Annotated in this window: 26 protein-coding genes; 11 read left to right on the forward strand and 15 right to left on the reverse strand. The window is 69.0% G+C overall.

From position 1 onward, the window contains the following. Window positions 1-20: 20 nt before the first annotated feature. Window positions 21-221 carry a DUF2093 domain-containing protein gene (locus QGN17_RS20315; protein ID WP_281046429.1) on the reverse strand — a complete coding sequence of 67 codons (201 nt, stop codon included), beginning with the start codon at window positions 219-221 and terminating at the stop codon, window positions 21-23. Between the two features lie 25 nt (window positions 222-246). Then, a complete protein-coding gene (gene xseA, locus QGN17_RS20320; RefSeq protein WP_281046430.1) occupies window positions 247-1,701 on the reverse strand; it encodes an exodeoxyribonuclease VII large subunit in 1,455 nt (484 codons plus the stop codon). Between xseA and purD the strand changes: the two genes are divergently transcribed. Beyond that, on the forward strand, window positions 1,700-2,980 hold the full coding sequence (purD, locus tag QGN17_RS20325; protein ID WP_281046431.1) for a phosphoribosylamine--glycine ligase: 1,281 nt from the start codon (window positions 1,700-1,702) through the stop codon (window positions 2,978-2,980). The two genes, xseA and purD, sit on opposite strands and share 2 nt — an antisense overlap. A 769-nt stretch (window positions 2,981-3,749) precedes the next feature. Then, window positions 3,750-4,235 carry a hypothetical protein gene (locus QGN17_RS20330; protein WP_281046432.1) on the forward strand — a complete coding sequence of 162 codons (486 nt, stop codon included), beginning with the start codon at window positions 3,750-3,752 and terminating at the stop codon, window positions 4,233-4,235. A 124-nt stretch (window positions 4,236-4,359) separates the two neighbouring features. On the opposite strand, the gene QGN17_RS20335 is transcribed toward QGN17_RS20330, so the two are convergent. From QGN17_RS20335 to QGN17_RS20360, 6 genes are all read right to left on the reverse strand, one after another. Beyond that, window positions 4,360-6,255 (reverse strand): tetratricopeptide repeat-containing sulfotransferase family protein, encoded by a 1,896-nt coding sequence (locus QGN17_RS20335; protein WP_281046433.1) that lies wholly within the window; start codon window positions 6,253-6,255, stop codon window positions 4,360-4,362. Then, window positions 6,252-7,562, reverse strand: a complete 1,311-nt coding sequence (locus tag QGN17_RS20340) for a hemolysin family protein (protein ID WP_281046434.1) — start codon at window positions 7,560-7,562, stop codon at window positions 6,252-6,254. The genes QGN17_RS20335 and QGN17_RS20340 overlap by 4 nt, the downstream gene beginning before the upstream one ends. 164 nt (window positions 7,563-7,726) lie before the next feature. Beyond that, window positions 7,727-8,158 carry a nucleoside deaminase gene (locus QGN17_RS20345; protein WP_390902723.1) on the reverse strand — a complete coding sequence of 144 codons (432 nt, stop codon included), beginning with the start codon at window positions 8,156-8,158 and terminating at the stop codon, window positions 7,727-7,729. A 58-nt stretch (window positions 8,159-8,216) separates the two neighbouring features. Then, window positions 8,217-8,414, reverse strand: a complete 198-nt coding sequence (locus QGN17_RS20350; RefSeq protein ID WP_281046436.1) for a YqaE/Pmp3 family membrane protein — start codon at window positions 8,412-8,414, stop codon at window positions 8,217-8,219. Further along, complete coding sequence (locus tag QGN17_RS20355) at window positions 8,411-8,635, reverse strand: hypothetical protein (protein ID WP_281046437.1); 225 nt, start codon at window positions 8,633-8,635, stop codon at window positions 8,411-8,413. The genes QGN17_RS20350 and QGN17_RS20355 overlap by 4 nt, the downstream gene beginning before the upstream one ends. A 66-nt stretch (window positions 8,636-8,701) precedes the next feature. Then, a complete protein-coding gene (locus QGN17_RS20360) occupies window positions 8,702-8,986 on the reverse strand; it encodes a YciI family protein (RefSeq protein ID WP_281046438.1) in 285 nt (94 codons plus the stop codon). Between the two features lie 92 nt (window positions 8,987-9,078). On the opposite strand from QGN17_RS20360, the gene QGN17_RS20365 reads away from it, so the two are divergent. Both QGN17_RS20365 and rpmB read left to right on the forward strand, forming a co-directional pair. After that, the gene (locus QGN17_RS20365; protein ID WP_281046439.1) at window positions 9,079-9,276 is read left to right on the forward strand and encodes a hypothetical protein; all 198 of its coding nucleotides are present in this window, start codon (window positions 9,079-9,081) and stop codon (window positions 9,274-9,276) included. 67 nt (window positions 9,277-9,343) lie between these two features. Further along, on the forward strand, window positions 9,344-9,637 hold the full coding sequence (rpmB, locus tag QGN17_RS20370) for a 50S ribosomal protein L28 (RefSeq protein ID WP_160364796.1): 294 nt from the start codon (window positions 9,344-9,346) through the stop codon (window positions 9,635-9,637). A gap of 74 nt (window positions 9,638-9,711) precedes the next feature. Here rpmB and QGN17_RS20375 read toward each other — a convergent pair whose 3' ends face one another. Further along, window positions 9,712-10,674 carry an esterase-like activity of phytase family protein gene (locus tag QGN17_RS20375; RefSeq protein WP_281046440.1) on the reverse strand — a complete coding sequence of 321 codons (963 nt, stop codon included), beginning with the start codon at window positions 10,672-10,674 and terminating at the stop codon, window positions 9,712-9,714. Window positions 10,675-10,832: 158 nt separating this feature from the next. Here QGN17_RS20375 and QGN17_RS20380 point away from each other — a divergent pair, with 158 nt between their 5' ends. Further along, window positions 10,833-11,219 (forward strand): glycine zipper 2TM domain-containing protein, encoded by a 387-nt coding sequence (locus QGN17_RS20380; RefSeq protein ID WP_281046441.1) that lies wholly within the window; start codon window positions 10,833-10,835, stop codon window positions 11,217-11,219. A gap of 152 nt (window positions 11,220-11,371) precedes the next feature. On the opposite strand, the gene cobT is transcribed toward QGN17_RS20380, so the two are convergent. The 3 genes from cobT to QGN17_RS20395 all read right to left on the reverse strand — a co-directional run bounded on the left by cobT (window position 11,372) and on the right by QGN17_RS20395 (window position 14,927). Further along, window positions 11,372-13,207 (reverse strand): cobaltochelatase subunit CobT, encoded by a 1,836-nt coding sequence (gene cobT / locus QGN17_RS20385; protein WP_281046442.1) that lies wholly within the window; start codon window positions 13,205-13,207, stop codon window positions 11,372-11,374. Window positions 13,208-13,355: 148 nt separating this feature from the next. Beyond that, complete coding sequence (gene cobS / locus QGN17_RS20390; protein WP_281046443.1) at window positions 13,356-14,360, reverse strand: cobaltochelatase subunit CobS; 1,005 nt, start codon at window positions 14,358-14,360, stop codon at window positions 13,356-13,358. Between the two features lie 18 nt (window positions 14,361-14,378). Continuing rightward, a complete protein-coding gene (locus QGN17_RS20395; protein WP_281046444.1) occupies window positions 14,379-14,927 on the reverse strand; it encodes a J domain-containing protein in 549 nt (182 codons plus the stop codon). 103 nt (window positions 14,928-15,030) lie between these two features. Here QGN17_RS20395 and QGN17_RS20400 point away from each other — a divergent pair, with 103 nt between their 5' ends. From QGN17_RS20400 to nusB, 4 genes are all read left to right on the forward strand, one after another. Beyond that, window positions 15,031-15,315: a BolA family protein gene (locus QGN17_RS20400; protein ID WP_281046445.1), complete on the forward strand. Its 285-nt coding sequence runs from the start codon at window positions 15,031-15,033 to the stop codon at window positions 15,313-15,315. Window positions 15,316-15,474: 159 nt separating this feature from the next. Beyond that, window positions 15,475-16,143, forward strand: a complete 669-nt coding sequence (hisG, locus tag QGN17_RS20405) for an ATP phosphoribosyltransferase (protein WP_026094594.1) — start codon at window positions 15,475-15,477, stop codon at window positions 16,141-16,143. Then, complete coding sequence (hisD, locus tag QGN17_RS20410; RefSeq protein ID WP_281046446.1) at window positions 16,133-17,425, forward strand: histidinol dehydrogenase; 1,293 nt, start codon at window positions 16,133-16,135, stop codon at window positions 17,423-17,425. Before hisG ends, hisD begins: the two co-directional genes overlap by 11 nt. Beyond that, window positions 17,422-17,880 carry a transcription antitermination factor NusB gene (nusB, locus tag QGN17_RS20415; protein ID WP_281046447.1) on the forward strand — a complete coding sequence of 153 codons (459 nt, stop codon included), beginning with the start codon at window positions 17,422-17,424 and terminating at the stop codon, window positions 17,878-17,880. The genes hisD and nusB overlap by 4 nt, the downstream gene beginning before the upstream one ends. Window positions 17,881-17,883: 3 nt before the next feature. On the opposite strand, the gene QGN17_RS20420 is transcribed toward nusB, so the two are convergent. Both QGN17_RS20420 and QGN17_RS20425 read right to left on the reverse strand, forming a co-directional pair. Further along, window positions 17,884-18,252, reverse strand: a complete 369-nt coding sequence (locus QGN17_RS20420; protein WP_281046448.1) for an endonuclease domain-containing protein — start codon at window positions 18,250-18,252, stop codon at window positions 17,884-17,886. Between the two features lie 94 nt (window positions 18,253-18,346). Next, on the reverse strand, window positions 18,347-18,952 hold the full coding sequence (locus QGN17_RS20425) for a TIGR02466 family protein (protein WP_281046449.1): 606 nt from the start codon (window positions 18,950-18,952) through the stop codon (window positions 18,347-18,349). Window positions 18,953-19,206: 254 nt separating this feature from the next. Between QGN17_RS20425 and thiL the strand changes: the two genes are divergently transcribed. Beyond that, the gene (gene thiL, locus QGN17_RS20430) at window positions 19,207-20,127 is read left to right on the forward strand and encodes a thiamine-phosphate kinase (protein ID WP_281046450.1); all 921 of its coding nucleotides are present in this window, start codon (window positions 19,207-19,209) and stop codon (window positions 20,125-20,127) included. 259 nt (window positions 20,128-20,386) lie between these two features. Continuing rightward, a complete protein-coding gene (locus QGN17_RS20435; protein WP_281046451.1) occupies window positions 20,387-22,498 on the forward strand; it encodes a sodium-translocating pyrophosphatase in 2,112 nt (703 codons plus the stop codon). On the opposite strand, the gene QGN17_RS20440 is transcribed toward QGN17_RS20435, so the two are convergent. Beyond that, on the reverse strand, window positions 22,495-23,067 hold the full coding sequence (locus tag QGN17_RS20440) for a phosphatase PAP2 family protein (protein WP_281046452.1): 573 nt from the start codon (window positions 23,065-23,067) through the stop codon (window positions 22,495-22,497). The two genes, QGN17_RS20435 and QGN17_RS20440, sit on opposite strands and share 4 nt — an antisense overlap. Between the last annotated feature and the right edge of the window lie 36 nt (window positions 23,068-23,103).

A 23,103-nucleotide genomic window follows, 5' to 3' on the forward strand; every position in this document is an offset into this window, starting at 1 on the left:
GCCGGGCCAGCGCGGGCGCCTCAAAGGCCCAGCTCGGCCTTGGTGGAATATTCAGCCGAGGCGTAAGGCTCCTGCCGCGCGACACTCCAATATTTGAGCTTGTCGAGCGGGATCGTCTGCCCCGACACCGCGCAGGTGACGTGATCGCCCGGCACCAGCACGCGGAAGCTGTTGGCGAGATAGCGCAGCCGCGCCTCGCGACCGCTTTGCGACATCAGCATGGCCATATCCTTTCTTTGCCTCCCCTTACAGAAGGCGCGGCTGAAGGGAAGGGTTGGTCGGCGGCTTGGGCTTCGGGCGCGGCGGGGGTGGCGGTGCGTCGGTGGTCGCGACGTCGACGCGGCCGTCGGCGAAGACGAGGGTCATCGCACCAGCCTCACGCGCCTTCTCCGCGCTGGCGACGACATGCCCGTCCGCCTCGACGCGGGCATAGCCGCGCTGGAGGACGAGATCGGGGTTGAGGCTGCGCGCCAGCCGCCACAGCGCCTCCAGCCGACGCTCGCCATCGGCGATGCGGCTCGTCACCAGAGTCGGACGCAGACCGACGCGAGCCAGCAGCGCACGATCACGATCCACGCGGGCGGCGAGCAGACGAGGGCGCAGCGCGCCCGAGGCGTGGGCGAGATCGCCGCGCGCCACCGCCAGCCGCTTCGACAGCGCGCGGGGCAGACGCTCGGAGAGATCGTCGAGCTTCTGCCGTTGTGGGCCGAGCAGAGTGTCCGGCGTCGGCATCCGCCGCGCGACCGATTCGAACCGCTCCCCCGCCCGCTCGCGATAGCGGCGCGCGCAGTTGGTCATCCGCCCGCCGAGCGCATCGAGATAGCCCGCCAGCTCGGCCCGCACCGGTACCGCCATCTCGGCGGCGGCGGTAGGGGTCGGGGCGCGGCGATCGGCGGCGAAGTCGCAGAGCGTGGTGTCGGTCTCGTGGCCCACCGCCGAGACAATCGGGATCGAGCAACCGGCGACGGCGCGCACCACCACCTCCTCGTTGAAGGCCCACAGATCCTCGATCGATCCGCCGCCCCTCGCGACGATCACGAGGTCCGGCCTCGGCACCGGCCCGCCCACGGGGAGCGCCGAGAAGCCGTTGACGGCCGCCGCCACCTTCTCGGCCGCGCCGTCGCCCTGCACCGGCACGCCCCACACCAGCACGCGGCTGGGGAAGCGATCGGCGAGGCGGTGGAGGATGTCGCGGATCACCGCACCCGTCGGCGAGGTCACCACGCCGATGGTGCGCGGCAGGAACGGCAGCGCCTTCTTCCGATCCTCGTCGAACAGCCCCTCGGCGGCGAGCGCGCGGCGACGCCTGTCGAGCAGCGCCATCAGCGCGCCCTGCCCGGCCAGCTCCATCCGGTCGATCACGATCTGGTATTTGGAACGCCCCGGATAGGTGGTGAGCTTGCCCGTGCAGATCACCTCGATCCCGTCCTCGGGGCGGAAGCGCAGGTTGGCGGCCTGCCCCTTCCACACCACGCCATCGATCACCGCCTTGTCGTCCTTGAGCGCGAGGTAGCAATGGCCCGAGACGTGCCGCTTCCACCCCGAAATCTCGCCGCGCACGCGGACATGGCCGAAGCGATCCTCCACCGTCCGCTTGAGCGCGCCCGACAGATCCGACACCGAGAGCGCGGGCGCGTTGTCGCCGGGCGCTTCGTTCGCTAGGAGCGCGGCTTCGTCATACGGAGCGAAGGGGTCGGCCATGAATGTCCTGCTGCTGGGATCGGGAGGCCGCGAACATGCGCTCGCCTGGAAGCTGGCGCAATCGCCGAAGCTGACCAGGCTGTACGCGGCGCCCGGAAATCCGGGGATCGGCCATTGCGCGGCCTTGGTGCCGCTGTCGCTTTCGGATCATGCGGCGATCATCTCCTTCGCGCAGGAAGCGGCGATCGATCTCGTCGTCGTCGGGCCGGAGCAGCCGCTGGTGGAGGGCCTCGCCGACGCCTTGCGCGACGCCGGCATCGCGGTGTTCGGCCCTTCGGCGGCGGCCGCGCAGCTCGAAGGCTCCAAGGCCTTCACCAAGGCCTTGTGCGACCGCGCCGACGTGCCGACCGCCGCTTATGCCCGCCACACCGATGCCGGGGCCGCAAAGACCGATCTGCCGCGCTTCGGCCTGCCGGTCGTCATCAAGGCGGACGGCCTCGCGGCGGGCAAGGGCGTGATCATCGCCACCACCGCGCAAGAGGCCGAAGCGGCGATCGACGACATCCTCGGCGGCCGCTTCGGCGCGGCGGGGGCGAGCCTCGTCATCGAACAATTCCTCGAAGGCGAGGAGGTCAGCTTCTTCGCGCTCTCCGACGGCAAGACCGTGCTCGCGCTGGGATCGGCGCAGGATCACAAGCGCGTCGGCGACGGCGACACCGGCCCCAATACCGGCGGCATGGGCGCCTACACCCCCGCCCGCGTGCTGACGCCCGAGCTGGAAGCCCGCGTGATGGCCGAGATCGTCCGCCCCTCGATCGCGGGCATGGCGGAGGCCGGCACCCCCTTCACCGGCGTGCTGTTCGCCGGGCTGATGCTGACCGAAACCGGCCCGCAGCTGATCGAATACAATGTCCGCTTCGGCGATCCCGAATGCCAGGTGCTGATGATGCGGCTGGACGAGGATCTGCTGCCGATCCTCCGTGCGGCGGCCACCGGAACGCTGGAGGACCGCCAGATCCGCTGGAAGGACGAGGCCGCGCTGACGGTGGTGATGGCGGCCGAGGGCTATCCGGAAGCGCCCAGGATCGGCGGCCTGATCCGGGGCATCGAGGGCGCAGAGGAAACGGGCGCGCGCATTTTCCACGCCGGCACCCGCAACGGCGCTTCGGGTCTGGAGTCGGCGGGCGGCCGCGTGCTGGCCGTCACCGCCTCGGCGCCGAGCGTGGCGGAGGCGCAGGCCGCCGCCTACCGCGCGGTCGACGCGATCGACTTCCCCACCGGCTTCTGCCGCCGCGATATCGGCTGGCGCGAGGTGGTGCGGGAGAGCGACGCGCGGTGAAATTGACAAGTCTGACACTCATCACCGCGAATTTCGCTCGGCCGACCGCCGATTTGTCCTGAGAAAGAGCCGGCCGACTCCGGCCGGGGCCACCCTCTCATGCGAAATCCTACATGGGAAGTGTCGTGACTCCGGCCTCGCTTGATCCTCCCCCGCCAGGGGGAGGTGGCACGCAAAGCGTGACGGAGAGGGAGGGCGGCGGGGCAGTAGTGGCGGCATCGCCGTCCGCCCCCTCCGACGCCCTGCGGGCGCCACCTCCCCCTGGCGGGGGAGGATCAGCGAGGACAACCGTCACTTAAATTGCAGACCCGTGCGGGGTGGCGCATAGTCTCTTACGGCACAGGGTGGGTGATGAACGAAGCAATCTATGGTCCCATTATAATGGGATGCGTGACAGCCCTGTTTGGCTGGTTTCTCGCTAGAGGTTTCCGCTCGGGCGTAATGGAATGGAGCTACTTCGGGGTTTCCATATCGGGCGCCCGGAGAACCGAACCGGGCAGGTTTTGGGCCGCTGCCATCCTGAACGGTGTTCCTTGCTGCCTTGGCCTCATCGGCACAATCGCGATGATTGTTTGGCCATACGGCATTAGCAGCTGATACCGTCCCGCCCTTGCGAGCGTAGCGAAGCAATCCATCGCGGTGGCCTGTGGATCGCCACGGCGCGTTCCGCGCCTCGCGATGACGATCCCTTGGGTCGCCCCCATCTCCCCGCCTTGCCTACCGCCCTCACCCGCGCCAATGTCAGCGCCGTCATCCGTCGGGGAGCATCATGTCCACCAGCACGATCGTCATCATCGCCGTCGCTCTCGTCCTGCTCGCCATCCTGCTGCTGGTGCTGGCGCGCACCGGGCGGCGGGGGCCGGAGGGGCCGGCGGATGCGGACGGCATCGCGATGGTGCGCCCCGCGACCGAACTGTCGCCGATGGCCGATCCCATGCCCGAGCCGACCGTGGCACCCGGTGTCCCCGTCTCCGAGATCGCGCCCGCGCCGATGCCGGTGGTGCCGGAGGGTCCGGCCGATCCGCTCACCCGGATGAAGGGCCTGGGGCCGAAGGCGGAAGCCGTGCTGAACGGCCTCGGCATCATCCAGTTCGCCCAGATCGCGGCGTGGCGCGAGGACGACGTCGCCCGATACGATGCGCAGATGGGCGCCTTCAAGGGCCGCATCGCGCGCGATCGCTGGGTGGAGCAGGCCGGCTTCCTCGCCGCCGGCGACACCGCCGGGTTCGAGGCGGTGTTTGGGAAACTGGGGTGACCTTCATCCTCCCCAAGATCGCTTGGGGAGGTGGAGGGGCGGCGGTGGCACACCGCCGTCTACGACGGCGGCCCCTCCACCAGCCTGCGGCTGGTCCCCCTCCCCATCTGCGATGGGGAGGATGTCAGAGCGAATATCCCATCCGCTCGCACCAGGGCGCGAGGATGGGCAGCACCGGGGCCATCTGATCGGCATAGCGCGTCCAGCGACCGGCGGCGCGCTTGTAGAGCGGCTCGGTGACCTGCGCATAGCTGGGCGAGCTGATATAGGCCCGCCGCGCCGCGCTGCCGCGATGATCGACCAGCCGCTCGTCCCACGACAGCCCGAGGAAATCGGCGAGCGGGCGCAGTTCCGCCTCCACGTCCGCCACCATCCGTTCGTAGCGGATCGTATGCACGGCCAACGGGAACACCGATCGTGCGTGCGCCCAGACATCCAGCGCCATGTCGTACAGCCGCGCGGCATCCGCCAGCCGCAGGCAGTTCGCCATCGCGTCGTTGAGCCGGAAGCGGGTGATGAAGCAGCTCAGCACGCAATCGCACGGATGCCGCTCGGCGAAGATATAGCGCGCGTCGGGAAACAGCCGGTGCACGAAGGCGACGCCGACGAGGCCCAGCGGGAATTTGTCCACCACCAGCTGGCCGGGCGCGTGCGGCACGATCGCGTCCACCTCGCGCCAGTAATGTGCGCGCAGATCGGCGATCTCGGCCTCGCTCAGCGTCGCGATGCGTTCGGCCGGCCCCATGCGCGCCATCGTGCGCTGCATCGCATGTTCTTCCTCCATCACCACCGCATCGGGATGGCCCATCAGCATGGTGTCGAGCAGGGTCGTGCCCGACCGGGGGAAGCCGTAGAGGAAGGCGGGGGCGCGCCGCCCGTCGTCGATCGCCAGTGGCGGAGTGCGCCAGCTCGCGAACCAATCGGGCGTGGTCAGCCGGCGGACGCTGCGGATCGTCTCGCGAAAGCCGAGCGCGCGGGCGTCGGCACCGGGATCGTCCTTCAGCAGCAGCGTGTTGAGCTGCTCGAAGGCGACGAAGGCCTTGGGCGCGTCGTTCAGCCGGTCGGCGATCTCGCCGATGGTCTGGAGGCGCAGCGCGTCGTCCTCCAGCGGGCAGGCCTCGGCGGCGGCGAGCGCCTCTTCCAGCCGGCCCTGCCGGCGCAGCGAACGGGCGCGCAGCAGCGCCAGCGCATCCTCGCCGACGCCGTCGCGTTCCGCCTCGCCGATCAGCCGGGCGAGATCGTCGAGCCGGTTGGTGCGCTCGTAGAGATCGCCGAGCGCGGCGACCGTTGCGCCCTGTCGCGGATCCAGCGCGCGGGCACGCAGCAGCGCTGCCTCGGCGCGCTCGAAACCCCAGCGCGCCATCTCGGCACGCCCCAGCTCGAACAGGATCGCGGCATTGTCGGGATCGAGCGCATCGGCCTCGGCAAAGGCCGCGCATGCCTCGGCCTCGCGATCGAGCCGGGCCAGCGCGCGGCCGAGCGCGAGCTGCGCGAGGGCCAAGCGCGGCTGCAACCGCACCGCGCGGCCGAGCGCGTCGGCGGCGCCTTCCACCTCGCCCAATGCGAGGCGGGCGAGGCCCAGCCCCTGCCAGCTCTCGAAATCGGCCGGATCGGCCTGCGTCAGCCGGGCGTAACGAGCGGCGCCATCCTCCGCCTCGCCCCGCTGCGCGGCGATATGGGCGGCCATGCGGGCGAATTCGCGCCCCTGCGGCGTCGCCAGATCCTCGCCCTCGCCGATCGCCGATGCCGCCGCGTCGAGATCGCCGGCGGCGAGCGAAGCGCGGGCCAGCTCGGCACGGATCATCCGGTCGCCCGGTGCCAGCGCGAGCGCTTCGCGGAAATGGCCGATGCCGCGCGCCAATGCTCCGCTGCGGCAGCACAACACGCCAACGAAGGTGCGCAGGCCGGGATCGCGCGGCGCCGCGATCAGTGCCGCCTCGCCCGCCTCGATCGCGCCCGCCAGATCGCCCGCCCGCGCGCGCTCCATCGCGCGCATCGCCTGCGGCGAGGGCTGGCTCAAGCGCCCGGTTTCGGGCTGGCCAGCAGTTTGTCGACCCGCCGCCCGTCCATGTCGACCACCTCGAAGCGCCAGCCCTCGACGTCGAAATGCTCGCCCGTCTCGGGAATGTGGCGCAGCACCGACAGCGCGAAGCCGGCGGCGGTGGCGTAATCGCGATCCTCGGGCAGGGTCAGGCCCAGCCGCTCCGCCATCGCATCCGCCGACAGCGAACCCGAGATCAGGTGACTGCCATCCTCGCGCTCGACGAAGGCCGGGTCATGCCCCTCCTCCTGATCCGACGCGAAGGCGCCGGCGATCGCGGTGAGCAGGCTGCCCGGCGTCACCAGCCCGTCAAGATGGCCATATTCGTCCACCACCAGCGCCAGCGGCACCTCGGCGTCGCGCAGCACCGCCAGCGCATCCATCGCGTCCATCCGGTCGGGGATGGTGGAGACCGGCTGCATCTTCTCGCGCAGGTCGATCGCGCGGCCTTCCAGCAGCGCCACCAGCAGATCGCGCAGGCGCACCACGCCGAGGATCGAATCGACCGAGCCTTCCGCCACCGGCAGGCGGCTGTGCGGCGTTTCGGCGACGATCTCGCGGACTTCGTCCAGCGTGGCGTCCGCATCGATCCAGTCGATGTCGGTGCGCGGCGTCATCACCTCGCGCACCGGGCGATCGGCGAGGCGGACCACGCCCGAGATGATCGCGCGCTCGCTCTCCTCGATCACACCCGCCGACGAAGCCTCGGCGACAACGAGGTGCAGTTCCTCCGCCGTGACATGATCCTCGCGCTCGCGCTTGAGGCCGAGCAGGGCGAACACCGTGAGGCTGGTCTTGTCGAGCAGCCAGACCACCGGCGCGGTGGCGCGCGCCAGCCACGCCATCGGCCGCGCCGCGATCGCCGCGATCGGCTCGGGCGTGCGCAGCGCCAGCTGCTTGGGAACCAGCTCGCCGATGATCAGCGAGACGTAGGTGGTGACGACGATCACCAGCGCGAAGCCGAGATGGCCGGCCGTCTCGTGGCTGAGGCCCAGCCGCTCCATCCGCTCGGACACCGGGCCGCCGAGCGCCTCGCCCGAATAGGCGCCCGACAGGATGGCGATCAGCGTGATGCCGATCTGCACGGTGGAGAGGAACTTGCCGGGGTCCTCGCGCAGCTTGATCGCGGCGCGCGCGCCCGAGCGACCGGTCCGCGCCATCGCCTCCAGCCGCGCGGCGCGCGACGAGACGATCGCCAGCTCGCTCATCGCGAACAGGCCGTTCAGCACGACCAGCGCGAGGATGATGACGACGTCGATCCAGGGGAAGGGGTCTAGGGGCGGCATGATCGCTTTGGCTTCATTGCCCAAAATCGGGCGCGCCGACAATGGCAGGAAATACTTTCACCCCGTTCGTCCTGAGCGAAGTCGAAGGACGGGCTGCAAATGCCGCGCCTGTGGCCCGCACTTCGACTACGCTCAGTGCGAACGGAGTGGGTGCGGCAATGACGCTAGAGTCGCCGTTGTGCGAAGAAAGCCTTTAGCAGCCCGGCGGATTCGGTTTCCCCGATGCCACCATAGATTTCGGGACGGTGGTGGCAGGTCGGCTGGCTGAAGAAGCGCGGGCCATGCGCGACAGCCCCGCCCTTCTCGTCCGCCGCGCCGTAATAGAGCCGGTCGATGCGGGCATGGGCGATGGCACCGGCGCACATCGCGCAGGGCTCCAGCGTCACCCACAGGTCGCAGCCATCGAGCCGACCGGTGCCGATCGCGGCCAGCGCGGTGCGGATCGCCTCCATCTCGGCGTGCGCGGTGGGATCGCCCCGCTCGCGCATCCGGTTGGCAACGACGGCGACCACCGCACCGTCGCGCGTCACGACGGCGCCGACCGGCACCTCGCCCGCCGCACCCGCGCGGGCGGCGGCGTCGAGCGCGAGGCGCATGGGTTCGGGCAAAGGAAACGCCATCGCTTGCGCCCTTAGCGCAAGCGATGGCGTTTCGTCAGCGGTTGCGCAGGCCGTTCATCAGATCGGGCCTGAGCACCGCGACCAGCGAGAAGACCATGCCCGGCACGTAGGCGAGGCAGGTGAGGATCAGCGAGACGAGGAGGACCAACCCGATTCCTTCCACCATCCACACCCCGATCGGCGGCAGGATCACCGCGAGGATGATCGCGAGGACGCTCGGCCGGCCGTTCATTGCGGCTTCTGCACGTTGACAGTGGGCGTCTCGACGACATGCTTTTCGGTGCCGACCGAGACGTTGGCGGTCTGCACGTTGAAGGCCGGCGCCGAGCCGCCTTGTACCGAGATGGACGGCAGCGAGGCCGTCTTGGTCTGGGTGACGTTCACATAGCCCAGAGCGATCGCGGCGATGCCGACGAGCACCACGATGACCAGCAATACCAGAATCGCGCGCACAAGCCTCACTCCCTCCAATTCGTGGGGGGTGAACGATTCGCTCCCGTACCGGTTGCATCCGATCGGTCAGGCGGCGGGCAACACCTTGCGGAAGGCGGTGACGGTCACGTCGGAGAACAGCCCGGCCTCGGCGTAGGGATCGGCCGCCGCGAACGCCTTGGCCGATTCGAGATCCGTCATGTCGACGATCACGATCGATCCGATCGGCGCGCCATCCTCGCCCAACTTCGGCCCGGCGAGGAACAGCGCGTCCCCGATTCGCTCCAGATGCGCGAGATGGCGCGGCCGGGTATCGGCGCGCAGGCTTCCGGCATCGGGGCGATCCTGGCAGACAATGGCGAAAAGCGGCATTTGCGGGCTCCGGCTGGCTTGCTATGGCGGGTTTCGGCGTGTCCGATAGCCCGGCGGAACCGGGTCGTCACGCCTTGGAATGGAGATGACGGGTGTCGAAACCGGCGCGGATAGTCCTTTGGATCGCGGTCATCATCCTCGGTTTCGGCGGCGGGGCCTTGCACATCAACAAGCTGCTTGTGGTGGCGCTGATCGCCGTCGTCATCGTCGGGGTGGGTGCGTTCGACCTGCGCTACAAAAGGATGCACGGCGACGACACGGATGGCGAGCACCAGGCGGAGGGCGGTTGACCCCACGGCGCTTCTCCACTAGGGACGCCGACTTTCCGATCAACAGATTCTTTTCAGGACGAAGATCATGTCGCGCATCTGCGAGCTGACCGGCAAGGGCCGCCAGGTGGGTCACAACGTGTCCCACGCCAACAACAAGACCAAGCGTACCTTCCTGCCCAACCTGCAGAACGTGACGCTGATCTCCGACGCGCTGGGCACGTCGGTGAAGCTGCGCGTGTCGACGCACGGCCTGCGCTCGGTCGAGCACAACGGCGGTCTCGACAACTGGCTGCTCAAGACCTCGGACGCGGACCTGAGCCTGCGCGCCCGTCGCCTGAAGCGCGACATCGCCAAGAAGAAGGCGGCCGTCGCCGCCTGATCCGGCCGGCCGGTTCTTCCGGCCGCACCGCATGACAGGGCCTGCCGGAGCGATCCGGCGGGCCCTTTCGCGTGTTAGAAATCCTTGGGCAGCGCGAATCGCATCAGCAGGGTGCGTTCGAGGAAGAAGTAATTGTCGTCGGACCCGATCCAGACGACCGGGCCGGCCGGCGTCGGCTCGATCGCCAGCGCCTCCATGTTGTCGACCGTCAGCGGCGGCGCGATCTTCGCCAGCAGCTTGCCCACCACCGGCGCCCCGCCCGGCACGATCGCCTTCGGATCGATCACCGTCAGCGCGGCCGAGAAACCGGCGGTGGGGCTGAAGCGGCGATGGAGGACCAGCACCCGCCCGTCGGGCAGCTGCGCGGCGTCCGTGGGCGCGAAACCGCCCGGCGGCCCCTTGTAGCAGAAGCTCGTCGCGTCGGGATGCTCCACCGGATCGCCGGAGAAGAGCAGGGCGAAGTGGCTGCCATCCTTGCACCTCTTCGTTTCGGCGAAGACGAGGAAGCGACCGTCCGCGAGCCGCACCATGGCTTCCGCGCCCTCATTGTTGGGCCAATCCGCCATCAGCTTCGGTGCGGCATGGCCGTCGGCAACCGCGAAGCCCCTAGTGTAGCGCCAGATCTGGTTGCGCGTCTCGAACCCCGCCCAGACATGGCCGGTGGCGGGATCGTAGGTGGAGGATTCGCTGTCGCGATCGACCTTTCCGCCATCGCCGGGTCCGTCCGGCAGTTCGCTCATCGCATAGTCGGCCTGGGCGCCGGCGCCGGAGAAGCGCAGCCGCGTCACCACCCCGCCATCGCTCAGCATCACGAAATGGCCGTCCTGGATGGTCATGGACGAGATGCCGCCGAATCGGCGATCCGTGCCCTTCAACACCCAGCCGCCGAGATAGCGGAGCGCCCCCACCGTCCTCAGCCCCGGATCGGCGGGATCGAGCGCGACGGGCGTCGCCGTCACCCCCTGCGGGGCGGAGCGGACGGCGAGCGGCAGCGGCAGGATCGCGACGAGCGCGGCGAGCAGGGCAAGGCGGTGCATCGCCTGCCGTCTTAGCGCGCGAGCGCCTGCGCGAAAGCCCCGCGATGCTGAACGGCGGCTAACGGCCACATTCAGGCCGCCGTCACGCGAGTCGCGCCATAAGGATCGGGTCATGCGGGAGGCATCGTGCCTCCCCTGAGGTCCGAAGGAGATTGGTCATGCAGCGCAAGGCGCTCACCATGGGTCTGATGGGCGGCCTGGCCGCTCTGTCGATGGCGGCGGTTCCGGCCGCGGCCGATGCCCATCGCTATCACGGCGATGGCTATTATGGCGGCGGCTACGGTGGCTACGGCTATGATCGCGGGTATCACGGCGGTCGCGGCTATTATGGCGACCGGGGCTATTACGGCCGCAGCGGCTATTACGGCCGGGGCTATTATGGCCGCCACCACCGCTGCAACGGCACGGGTGGCGCCATCGTCGGCGCGGTCGCGGGTGGCCTGCTCGGCAATGCCGTGGCCGGCCGGGGCGACCGGACCGCGGGCACGATCATCGGCGGCGGCCTCGGCGCGCTCGCCGGCAACGCCATCGGCCGCGATTGCTGATCGTTAACCTCTCGTTCGGGCGAGGTTCATCCAAGCAACGGTAACAGCGTTGTCATACCCCAGTGGCGTATCGGGGAACCTCGCGTAGCGTATCGAGGAACGGGGTCGGGATCTTCGGATTTCCGGCCCCGACCCGTTTTGGGCGGACCTGCCTAGGCCGCCTCGTCGAAAAGATCGGCCAACTGGCCGACCATCGTACCGCCGAGCTGCTCCGCATCCATGATCGTCACCGCGCGCTGGTAATAGCGCGTCACGTCGTGGCCGATGCCGATCGCCACCAGCTGTACCGGCGAGCGATTCTCGATCCAGTGGATCACCTGGCGCAGATGCTTCTCCAGATAGCTTCCGCTGTTCACGCTGAGCGTCGAATCGTCGACCGGCGCGCCGTCCGAGATGACCATCAGGATGCGCCGTTCCTCGGGCCGCGCGATCAGGCGGCTGTGCGCCCACAGCAGCGCCTCGCCGTCGATATTCTCCTTGAGCAGGCCCTCGCGCATCATCAGCCCGAGATTCTTGCGCGCACGCCGCCACGGATCGTCGGCCTGCTTGTAGACGATGTGGCGCAGGTCGTTGAGCCGGCCCGGCATCGGCGGGCGCCCCGCCTGCAGCCACGCCTCGCGGCTTTGCCCGCCCTTCCAGGCGCGCGTCGTGAAGCCGAGAATCTCGGTCTTGACCCCGCAGCGCTCCAGCGTGCGCGCCATGATGTCGGCGCTGATCGCCGCGATCGAGATCGGCCGCCCGCGCATCGACCCCGAATTGTCGATCAGCAGCGTCACCACCGTGTCGCGAAACTCGATGTCGCGCTCGATCTTGTAGGAGAGCGAGAGCGTCGGGTTGACCACCACGCGGGCGAGGCGCGCGGCATCGAGCAGCCCCTCTTCCTGATCGAAATCCCAGCTGCGGGACTGCTGCGCCATCAGGCGGCGCTGCAGCCGGTTGGCGAGCTTCGTCACGGCACCCTGCAAATGGGTGAGCTGCTGGTCGAGATAGGCGCGTAAGCGGGTCAGTTCCTCGTCGTCACACAGCTCGGCCGCCTCGACCACCTCGTCATATTTGGTGGTGTAGGCCTGATAGTCGAATTGCGGCGAAAGATCGGAGAAGGGCCGGTTGGGCCGCGCCGGAGCGGCACCCTCCTCGGCATCGTCGCCGAGGCCGCCTTCCTCCTCCGCCATGGAGTCGCGTTCGGCCTCGCCCTCGTCCTGTTCGTCGGATTCGCCCTGATCGGCCTCGGCGCGGACGTCCATCTGGTCCTGCGGGCCGGCGCCGTCGCCCTCGCGCTCGTCGTCGGTCTCGCCTTCGTTCTGGTCCTCGCCCTCATCCTCCTCGTCGCCCTCCTCGGGCTCATATTCGGGGGGCATGTCGGCGGACATCAGCTGCAGATCCTGCAGCATCTTGGTGGCGAGCTGGGCGAACGCCTTCTGGTCATCGAGCGCGAGGTTGAGGCCATCGAGATCGGCGCCGGCCTTTTCCTCGACCCACTCGCGCACCATCTCGAGGCCCGCCTTGGCGCGCTCCGGCACCTTCTGCCCGGTCAGCCGCTCGCGCACCATCAGGCCGATGGCGGTGGAGAGCGGAACTTCCTCGCGACTACGCGCCCGCGCGATCGGATCGGCGCGCATCCTTGCTTCCAGCGCGGTGGCGAGGTTGGCGGTGATGCCCTCCATGCCCTTCGATCCCAGCGCCTCGACCCGCGCCTGCTCCACCGCATCGAACACCGCGCGCGCCACCGGTTCGGACGGCGCGTTGCGGTTGTGGAGCGCGGCGTCGTGGAGCCTCAACCGCAGCGCGAACGCATCCGCCGCGCCGCGCGCCTCGGCGACCTGATCGGCGGGCAGCGTGCGCCCCGGCATCGGCACCTTGACCGTCTTGCCGGATTGCACCGCGGCATCGGCCGAATAGCCAAGCTCGACCTCCGGCTCATGCGAGATCGCCCGCGTGGCGCCGGCCAGCGCGAGGCGGAAGGCCTCGAGGGGGTTGTTCTCGGCCACTACCTCATCCTCCCTGCGCGAAGCGCGGGGAGGGGGGCCGCCGCCGAAGGCAGTGGTGGAGGGGGCATGCGCCGCGCATCTTCCCCTCCACCAACCGCTTCGCGGGCGGTCCCCCTCCCCATCTGACGATGGGGAGGATGAAAGAGGCTCATCCCTTCCTCACCACGCTCTCGGGCAGATCCTTGCCGAAGACGCGCTGGTAATATTCCGCCACCAGCGAGCGTTCGGCCTCGTCGCACTTGTTGAGGAAGCTCATCCGGAAGGCGGTGCCGACATCGCCGAAGATCAGCGCGTTCTGCGCCCAGCTGATCACCGTGCGCGGGCTCATCACCGTCGAGATGTCGCCGGCCATGAAGCCCTGCCGGGTCAGGTCGGCAACCTTCACCATGCGATCGACCGTCTCCTTGCCGCCGGCCTTGTCATATTCGCCCGACTTGGCGAGCACGATCTTGGCCTCGGTGGCGGCGGGCAGGTAGTTGAGCGTCACCACGATGTTCCAGCGGTCCATCTGGCCCTGGTTGATCTGCTGGGTGCCGTGATAGAGGCCGGTCGTGTCGCCGAGGCCCACCGTGTTGGCGGTGGCGAACAGGCGGAACCACGGATTGGCGCGGATCACCCGGTTCTGATCGAGCAGGGTCAGCTTGCCCTCCGCCTCCAGCACACGCTGGATCACGAACATCACGTCGGGCCGACCGGCGTCATATTCGTCGAACACCAGGGCGGTCGGCGTCTGGAGCGCCCAGGGCAGCAGGCCCTCGCGGAATTCCGTCACCTGCTGGCCGTCGCGCAGCACGATCGCGTCGCGGCCGATCAGATCGATCCGGCTGACATGCGCATCGAGGTTGATGCGGATGCACGGCCAGTTGAGCCGCGCCGCCACCTGCTCGATATGGCTCGACTTGCCGGTGCCGTGATAGCCCTGCACCATCACGCGGCGGTTGTGCGCGAAGCCGGCGAGGATCGCGGTCGTCGTCTCCGGATCGAAGACATAGGCCGGATCGAGATCGGGCACGCGCTCGTCGGCTTCGGAGAAAGCGGGCACCTCCATGTCCGAATCGAGGCCGAAGAGCTCGCGCACCTTCACCATCTTGTCAGGCGCGGAGAGCAACGTGTCGTTGCGCGCGTCGGGCTGGACGTTGGGGATGTCGGTCATTCCGGTCTCTCTTGTGACTCAGGCGAAGGCAGGGGCGGACTTGAGTTGCGTATAGGCCGCGATCACGTCCTGCAAAGCCTTCTCATGGGATCGATCCCCGCCATTTCTGTCAGGGTGGTACTTTCGGACGAGTTCCGCATAGCGGGCACGCAGCGCCCGGCGATCGGCATCGACGCCCAGGCCCAGCACCCTGAGCGAGGCGCGATCCTCGCGGCCCAGCGGCCGTCCGTCGGCGCGCGCGGCCTGTTCGGCGCGGGCCTCCTCCATGCGTTTGCGGAATCGCGCGCCGATCGCGTCGAGCGGATCGCCGAAATCGGCCCATTTGGGCGGCCGGTCGGCGCCGACATGGCTGAACGCGCGGGTCTCGCGCTCCCAGCCGGCATAAGGCCGCTGCGCCTCGGCGATCTCGTCGGGGTCCATGCCCTGGAAGAAATTGTAACCGGAATTGAATTCGCGGACATGATCGAGGCAGAGCCAGCGCCACGTCGGCGGCTCATCCGAACGCCGGCCACGGGCGGAGGGCGCACGGAACTCGCCCGGCCGATCGCAGCCGGGATGCTCGCACATCCGCCCTGAATCGACGCGGCCGTGAAATCTCGGCCCTGCCCGTCTTTCGTCACCGTCCGCCAAACCGGCTCCCCGCTTCGCCAAAGCCCCCTATATAGGCGCGATGACCGACACCACCACCGGCCCCGTCGCCGCCGAGATCACGCGACGCCTCGAAATCGCCCTGTCCCCGACACGTCTCGTCGTCACCGACGACAGCGAGAAGCATCGCGGCCATGCCGGCCATTCGGGCAGCGGCGAGAGCCATTTCACGGTCGAGGTGGAAAGCGCGGCCTTCGCCGGCCTCAACCGCGTGGCGCGCCAGCGGCGGGTCAACCAGGCGCTCGCCGAACTGCTGGTCGAGCGCGTCCACGCGCTCGCGATCAAGGCGACGGCGCCGGGGGAGTAACTCACTCTCCAACCCGTCGCTCCTGCGCAGGCAGGAGCCCATCTCCTGGGCTGCCGCGCATTTGGAACAGTGAGGAGATGGGCCCCTGCCTGCGCAGGGGCGACGGAAAGAAGCGCTTCCTTGCCGGAATCGGCCCGCGCCGCTATCCCGCGCGGCGCCATGGCCGATCCCGTCATCCTCGCCGTGCCCAAGGGGCGCATCCTCGAAGAGGTGCAGCCGCTGCTGGAGCGCGCCGGCATCCGCCCGGAGGCCGCCTTCTTCGACGAAGGATCGCGCGCCCTCCAGTTCAAGACCGACCGGCCGGATATCGAGCTGATCCGCGTCCGCGCCTTCGACGTCGCGACCTTCGTGGCGCATGGCGCGGCGCAGCTCGGCATCGTCGGATCGGACGTGCTGATGGAGTTCGACTATTCGGAGCTTTATGCCCCGGTCGATCTCGGCATCGGGCATTGCCGCATCTCGGTGGCGGAGCCCAAGGACATGGCGGCGGGCGACGATCCGCGCGAGTGGAGCCACGTGCGCGTCGCGACCAAATATCCGCACATCACCGCCCGCCATTTCGAGGCGCGCGGCGTGCAGGCCGAGTGCGTCAAGCTCAACGGCGCGATGGAGATCGCCCCGGTGCTGGGGCTGGCCGGGCGGATCGTCGATCTCGTCTCCTCGGGCAAGACGCTCAAGGAGAACGGCTTGGTCGAGGTGGAGGTGATCGCGCAGGTCTCCGCCCGCCTGATCGTTAACCGGGCGGCGTTCAAGACGCGGGCGGATACGCTGGGTCCGCTGGTGGCGGCGTTCCGTGCGGCGGCGGAGGAATTGCGCGATGCCGCTTAGGCTCGACGCCTCCGACGCCGGATTCGAAGCCGATTTCGCCGCGCTCGTCGACGCGCGGCGTGAAGCGGACGAGGATGTCTCGGCGGTGGTGCGCGAGATCCTCGCCGACGTGCGCAAGCGCGGCGATGCGGCGGTGGCCGAACGCACGCTGACGTTCGACGGCCACGATCTCGAGCAGACCGGCTGGCAGATCGACCGCGCCGCCCGCAAGGCCGCGCTCGAAGGCCTCGACACCAAGCTCCGCGACGCGATCGAGCTCGCCGCCGACCGCATCCGCACCTATCACGCCGCGCAGAAGCCCGAGAATCGCGACCACACGGACGCCACCGGTGTCCGCCTCGGCGCGCGGTGGAGCGCGGTGGATTCCGCCGGCCTCTATGTGCCCGGCGGCCGCGCGGCCTATCCCTCCTCGGTGCTGATGAACGCGCTGCCCGCCAAGGTGGCGGGCGTCGATCGCCTCGCCATGGTGGTGCCGACGCCGAAGGGCGAGACCAACCCGCTCGTCCTCGCCGCCGCCGAGATCGCCGGGGTGGACGAGGTGTGGCGCATCGGCGGCGCGCAGGCGGTCGCGGCGCTCGCTTATGGCACCGAGCGCATCGCGGGCGTCGACGTGATCGTCGGCCCCGGCAATGCCTGGGTGGCGGAGGCCAAGCGCCAGCTCTACGGCCGCGTCGGCATCGACATGGTCGCCGGGCCGAGCGAGATCGTGGTGGTCGCGGACGGCGACAACGATCCCGAATGGATCGCCGCCGATCTGCTCAGCCAGGCCGAGCACGATCCCACCAGCCAGTCGATCCTGTTCACCGACGACGCGGCCTTCGCGGACAAGGTGGCCGACGCGGTGACGCGCCAGCTCGGCACGCTGGCCACGTCAGTCGTCGCGACGCAGAGCTGGCAGGACAATGGCGCGATCGTGCTGGTGCACGACCTCGCCGCCGCCATCCCGCTCTGCGACCGCCTCGCGCCCGAGCATCTGGAACTGGCCGTCGCCGATCCCGAAGCCCTGTTCGCGCGCGTCCGCCATGCCGGATCGGTGTTCCTCGGCCGCCACACGCCCGAAGCCGTCGGCGACTATGTCGGCGGCCCCAACCACGTCCTCCCCACCGGCCGCCGCGCGCGCTTCGCCTCGGGCCTGTCAGTGCTGGACTTCATGAAGCGCACCAGCTTCCTCGCCTGCGACGCGGCCTCGATCGCCAGGATCGGCCCCGCCGCCGTAGCCCTTGCGGAAGCCGAGGGCCTGCCAGCCCACGGCCGCTCGGTGGCATTGAGATTAGGATCATGACCCAGAACAACCCGAAACGCTCCAAAGCGCGCTCGACCGCGCGCCTCGCCGCCGTGCAGGCGCTCTACCAGCAGGAGATGGAGGGCACGCCGCTGCCGCTGCTGCTCACCGAGTTCCACAACCACCGGCTCGGCGCGACGATCGACGACGTGCAATATGCCGAGGCCGAGGCGAGCTTCTTCGACGATATCGTCAAGGGCGTCGACGCGCGCCGCGAGGAGCTGGACGGGCTGATCGCCGAGCGCCTCTCGGCCGGCTGGACGATGGACCGGCTCGACAAGCCGATGCGCCAGATCCTGCGCTGCGGCGCCTACGAACTGGTCGCCCGCCCCGACGTGCCGGTGGCGACCGCCATCTCCGAATATGTCGACGTGGCCGACGCCTTCTACGACAAGCGCGAGAAGGGGTTCGTCAACGGCCTGCTGGATGCGGTGGCGAAGGTGGTGCGGGGGTAAGCGCTACGTGCTCCCCTCCCTGAAAGGGAGGGGTTGGGGGTGGGTTCGCCCAAGGCGGTCGGAGACGGCCGACACGATCGTTTCCGCGACGCCATCGACATTGTCGCGGACATCGTTGTTCCAGAAACGCAGAACCTGCCAACCGAGACTTTCGAGAAAATCCGTCCGCTCTTTATCGTAGGTCTTGGCCGCCAGATGCTGGCTGCCGTCGAGTTCGACGGCGACCTTCGCAGTCCTGCAGGCAAAATCGACGATGTAGGCGCCGATCGGCAGTTGCCGCGTGAAACGCGGGTGGATGTCGCGAAGACGTGCCCACAATAGTCTCTCCTCCGGCGTTGCGTCAGTACGCAGCGTCCGCGCTTTGGATTTCATATTCGGAGCGACGCGAGGCATCGCTGGAAACTGCCGTCGCGCGATACGGAGAGCAACCCACCCCTAACCCCTCCCTTTCAGGGAGGGGAATACCCTACCGATAATTGAAGCTGATGCTGATCCGCTCGGCCCTGGCGCGGCCGGCGGGGACTTCGTGGCGGAGCCAGCTTTCCCACAGGAAGATCGTGCCCGGCTTCGGCTCGGCGTAGACGAAGCTCCGCGCATCCTCCGGCGCATCGGCGCGGCGCAAGGGGGCGGCCATCATCAGCCCCAGCCGCGGATCCTCCAGCTTGAGCGCGCCCGCGCCCTCCGGCACGCGGATGTAGATCGTGCCCGAGACGATGCTGTGCGGGTGGATGTGGCCGCTGTGATGGCCGCCCGTCCCCTTCATCACGTTGACCCACAGGCTGTCGAGCTTCGGCTTGCGGCCGCCCAGATCGAGGAAGGCCTCGTCGCAGAAGCGGCGGACGTGCCTGTCCAGCACGCGGCGCAGATCGTCGAACACCGGGTTGCGGATCGGCAGGTCGTTCAAGGAGGCGTAGCTGGTATAGCCCGGATAGGCATGATCCCGGCACCAGGCGCGCCCCGCCTTGTCCTCCCGCGCGAGATCGAGCGCCGCATCGGCCAGCTCGTCGAGCAAAGCGTCGTCGGCGAGGTCGCCTTCGTAGAAGCGGGTGGCGAAGAGCGTGCGGGTCGGCATGGCCGAGGGGGAAGCATAGCGGCGGGGCGGGTGCAAGGGCTGCGATGGACCTACCGCTCTCCGCCATCGTCATCGCGAGGCGCGAGGCGCCGCGGCGATCCACAGGCCGCGCCATGGATTGCTTCGCTCCGCTCGCAATGACGATTTCCATTCCGGTCGCTCCTGCGTAGGCAGGAGCCCAGCTCCTGTGCTGTCTCGCGAGTGGCACCGTGAGGAGATAGGCCCCTGCCTCCGCAGGGGTGACGGAGGTTTTGGTGGCCGAGGCCGAGTTCATCGCAAGACTGCGCGCCATCGCCACCCACCCCGCCGCGCGCGGGCTGGCGGACGATGCCGCGGTGCTGGGCGATCTCGTGCTGACCCACGACATGATCGTCGAGGGCGTCCATTATCTCCCCACCGATCCGCCCGCCGATGTCGCGTGGAAGCTGCTGGCGGTGAATCTCTCCGATCTCGCCGCCAAGGGCGCGGAGCCGGAGGGCGTGCTGCTCGGCTATCCGCTGCGCGAGGCCGACTGGGATGCCGCCTTCGCCGACGGACTGAGCGAGGCGCTGCGCCATTTCGGCGTGCCCCTGCTCGGCGGCGATACCGTCTCCGCCCCGAATGGCGCGCCGCGCATGATCGGCCTCACCGCGCTCGGCCGATCCGCCCACGCGCCCGATCGACGCGGCGCGCGGGCCGGCGATGGACTGTGGCTGGTCGGCGCGATCGGTGAGGCGGGCGCGGGACTCGCCATCGCGCAGGGGGCAGAGGGACCGGCGGAGTTGCTGATGGCCTATCGCCGGCCGATGCCACTGCTGGCGGAGGGCCGGCTTCTGGCGCCTCACGCGCACGCCATGGCGGACGTGTCGGACGGACTGCTCATCGACGCCGCGCGCATCGCCGCCGCCTCCGGCCTCGCCGTGACGATCGACCTCGATGCCGTGCCGCGTTCGTCAACACTCACGGCGTTTGCGGGGGACGATCGCGTCGCGCGGCTGGCGGCGGTGACGGCGGGCGACGATTATGCGCTGATCTGCGCGGCGGAGTCCGGTGCTGCGACGGAGATTGAAGCGATCGGTGCCGTTCTCATCGGGCGGTTCGATGCGGGCGTCGGCCTTTCGGTCCGTGATCGCGACGGCGAGATCGCTCTGCCCGGCCGCCTCGGTTATGAGCATGCCTGTCTCTCCCCTCCCTGAAAGGGAGGGGCTGGGGGTGGGTCTTGGGTCGCGATACGATCGCCACGCGGACGAGAGGCAGAAGTCACGCGCGCCTCCACCCACCCCTGACCCCTCCCTTCCAGGGAGGGGGACTGAAGCCGCGATTGCCCAAACGGCGCTTGCCAAGCCGCGATATTGCCGTTCTACTCCGCCCCGGAAGGCCTTTGCGCCGGCCGACCCCGGCAAACGGGGCAGCGGCGACATAAACAGACGAAGGCCTGTCTAGGAGGACTTGCCTATGATCGTCGTCTATGTGGCCATCGCCTGCGGGGTACTGGCCGTGCTCTACGGCCTCGTCACCAGCCAGATGTTGTTGCGGCTTCCCGCGGGCAATCCCCGCATGGTCGAGATCGCCGGTGCCATCCAGGAAGGCGCCAAGGCCTATCTCGCACGTCAATACACCACCATCGCGATCGTTGGCGTGGTGATGGCGATCATCATCGCGCTTGCGCTCGGCGCCATTTCGGCGACGGGCTTCGTGATCGGCGCGATCCTGTCGGGCGTCACCGGCTTCATCGGGATGAACATCTCGGTGCGCGCCAACGTGCGGACCGCCGAGGCCGCGCGCGGATCGCTGCAGGGGGGCCTCACCGCCGCCTTCCAGTCGGGCGCGATCACCGGACTGCTCGTGGCGGGCCTCGGCCTGCTCGCGATCGCGACCTTCTTCTGGTATCTCGTCGGTCCCGCGCACCACGTGCCGGGCGACCCCAACGACCGTACCATCATCGACGCGCTGGTGGCGTTGAGCTTCGGCGCCTCGCTGATCTCGATCTTCGCGCGTCTCGGCGGCGGCATCTTCACCAAGGCGGCGGACGTCGGCGCGGACCTCGTCGGCAAGGTCGAAGCCGGCATTCCGGAGGACGATCCCCGCAACCCGGCCGTGATCGCCGATAACGTCGGCGACAATGTCGGCGACTGCGCCGGCATGGCCGCCGACCTGTTCGAGACCTATGTCGTGACTTTGGGCGTGACGATGGTGTCGATCGCGCTCTTCTGCGCGGGCGCCGGCAACGATCCGGAATCGACACTGCGGCTGATGTCGCTGCCGCTGCTGATCGGCGGCGTGTGCATCATCACCTCGATCGCCGGCACCTTCTTCGTGCGGCTCGGCGGCGGATCGATCATGGGCGCGCTCTACAAGGGCTTCCTGGTCTCCGCGATCCTCGCCGCGATCGTCTTCTACCCCGCGACCCAATGGGCGCTGGGCGACATCAACGCGCCGATCGCCGGCTCCACGCTCACCGGCATGAAACTGTTCTGGTGCATGATCCTCGGCCTCGGCGTCACCGGGCTGCTGGTGTGGATCACCGAATATTACACCGGCACCAACTATCGCCCGGTCAAATCGATCGCCTTCGCCTCGCAGACGGGCCATGGGACCAACGTCATCCAGGGCCTCGCGATCAGCCTCGAAGCGACCGCGTTGCCGACGCTCGTGATCGTCGTCGCGGTGGTGATCGCCTACCAGCTCGGCGGGCTGCTCGGCATCGCCTTCGCCGCGACCGCGATGCTGGCGCTCGCCGGCATGGTGGTGGCGCTGGATGCTTACGGCCCCGTCACCGATAACGCGGGCGGCATCGCCGAGATGGCGGGGCTGGAAGACGAGGTGCGCCATCGCACCGACGCGCTCGACGCGGTGGGCAACACCACCAAGGCGGTGACCAAGGGCTATGCGATCGGATCGGCCGGCCTCGCCGCTCTGGTGTTGTTCGGCGCCTATACGACCGATCTCAAGACCTTCTTCCCCGGCCTCACCGTCGATTTCTCGCTGGGCAATCCGTACGTGATCGTCGGGCTGTTGCTCGGCGCCCTGCTTCCCTATCTGTTCGGCGCGTTCGGCATGACCGCCGTCGGCCGCGCGGCGGGCGCGGTGGTGGAAGAGGTGCGCGCGCAGTTCCGCGACAATCCGGGCATCATGGAGGGAACGGCGCGCCCCAACTACGCCCGCACCGTCGATCTCGTGACCCGCGCCGCGATCCGCGAGATGATCGTGCCCTCGCTCCTGCCGGTGCTGGCGCCGATCGTGGTGTTCTTCGTCATCCGCCTCGTCGCGGGGCCGGAGAACGGCTTCGCGGCACTGGGCGCGCTGCTGCTCGGCGTGATCGTCTCGGGCCTGTTCGTGGCGCTCTCGATGACATCGGGCGGCGGCGCGTGGGACAACGCCAAGAAGTATATCGAGGACGGCAATTACGGCGGCAAGGGATCGGAGGCCCACAAGGCCGCCGTCACCGGCGACACGGTGGGCGATCCCTACAAGGACACCGCCGGTCCGGCGGTGAACCCGATGATCAAGATCACCAACATCGTGGCCCTGCTGCTGCTGGCGGCCCTCGCCAGCCACGCGGGCTAGGTGGCGAGGGGCGGCCTCCATCGCGCGGCCGCCCCGACCCACAGCAAGCCGAAGCCCCATCCGGCCAGGACGTCGCTCGGCCAGTGGACGCCGAGCGCGACCCGGCTCCAGCCGATCGCGCCCGCGACGAGCAAGGCCGCAATCCACCCCGCCGGGCGCCCCCACAGCATTGCCAGCGCGACGCAGGTCATCATCGTCCCCGCGCTGTGCGAGCTGGGGAAGCTCCACGAGGTGACCAGCTCCAGCCGGTCCGCGATCGGCGGGCGCGGGCGCTGGACGAGGAGCTTCACGCCCTCCACCACCAGCCGGCCGCTCGCGATGGTCAGGACCAGCCACATGGCTTCGTGCTTACGCCGCCGCCAGAACAGCCATCCCGCAGCGAGCAGCGCCACCGGCCCCATCACCAGCAGCCCGCCGAGCGCGGTGAACCACACGGCCTGCCGAGCTGCCCAGCCCTGCCGCGCCAGCCCCGCCGCGTGATGAATGGCGAGATCGACAGGTGCCGCCCACCACAACAGGAGACCGGCCAGCACCAGCAGCACACCGATGATGAGAAGACGACGATCCATCCGTCCCCGATGGCACGGATGCGGCCAAAGGAACAA

It is taken from the genome of Sphingomonas oryzagri (genome assembly GCF_029906645.1).
Classification (GTDB): Bacteria; Pseudomonadota; Alphaproteobacteria; order Sphingomonadales; family Sphingomonadaceae; genus Solisphingomonas; species Solisphingomonas oryzagri.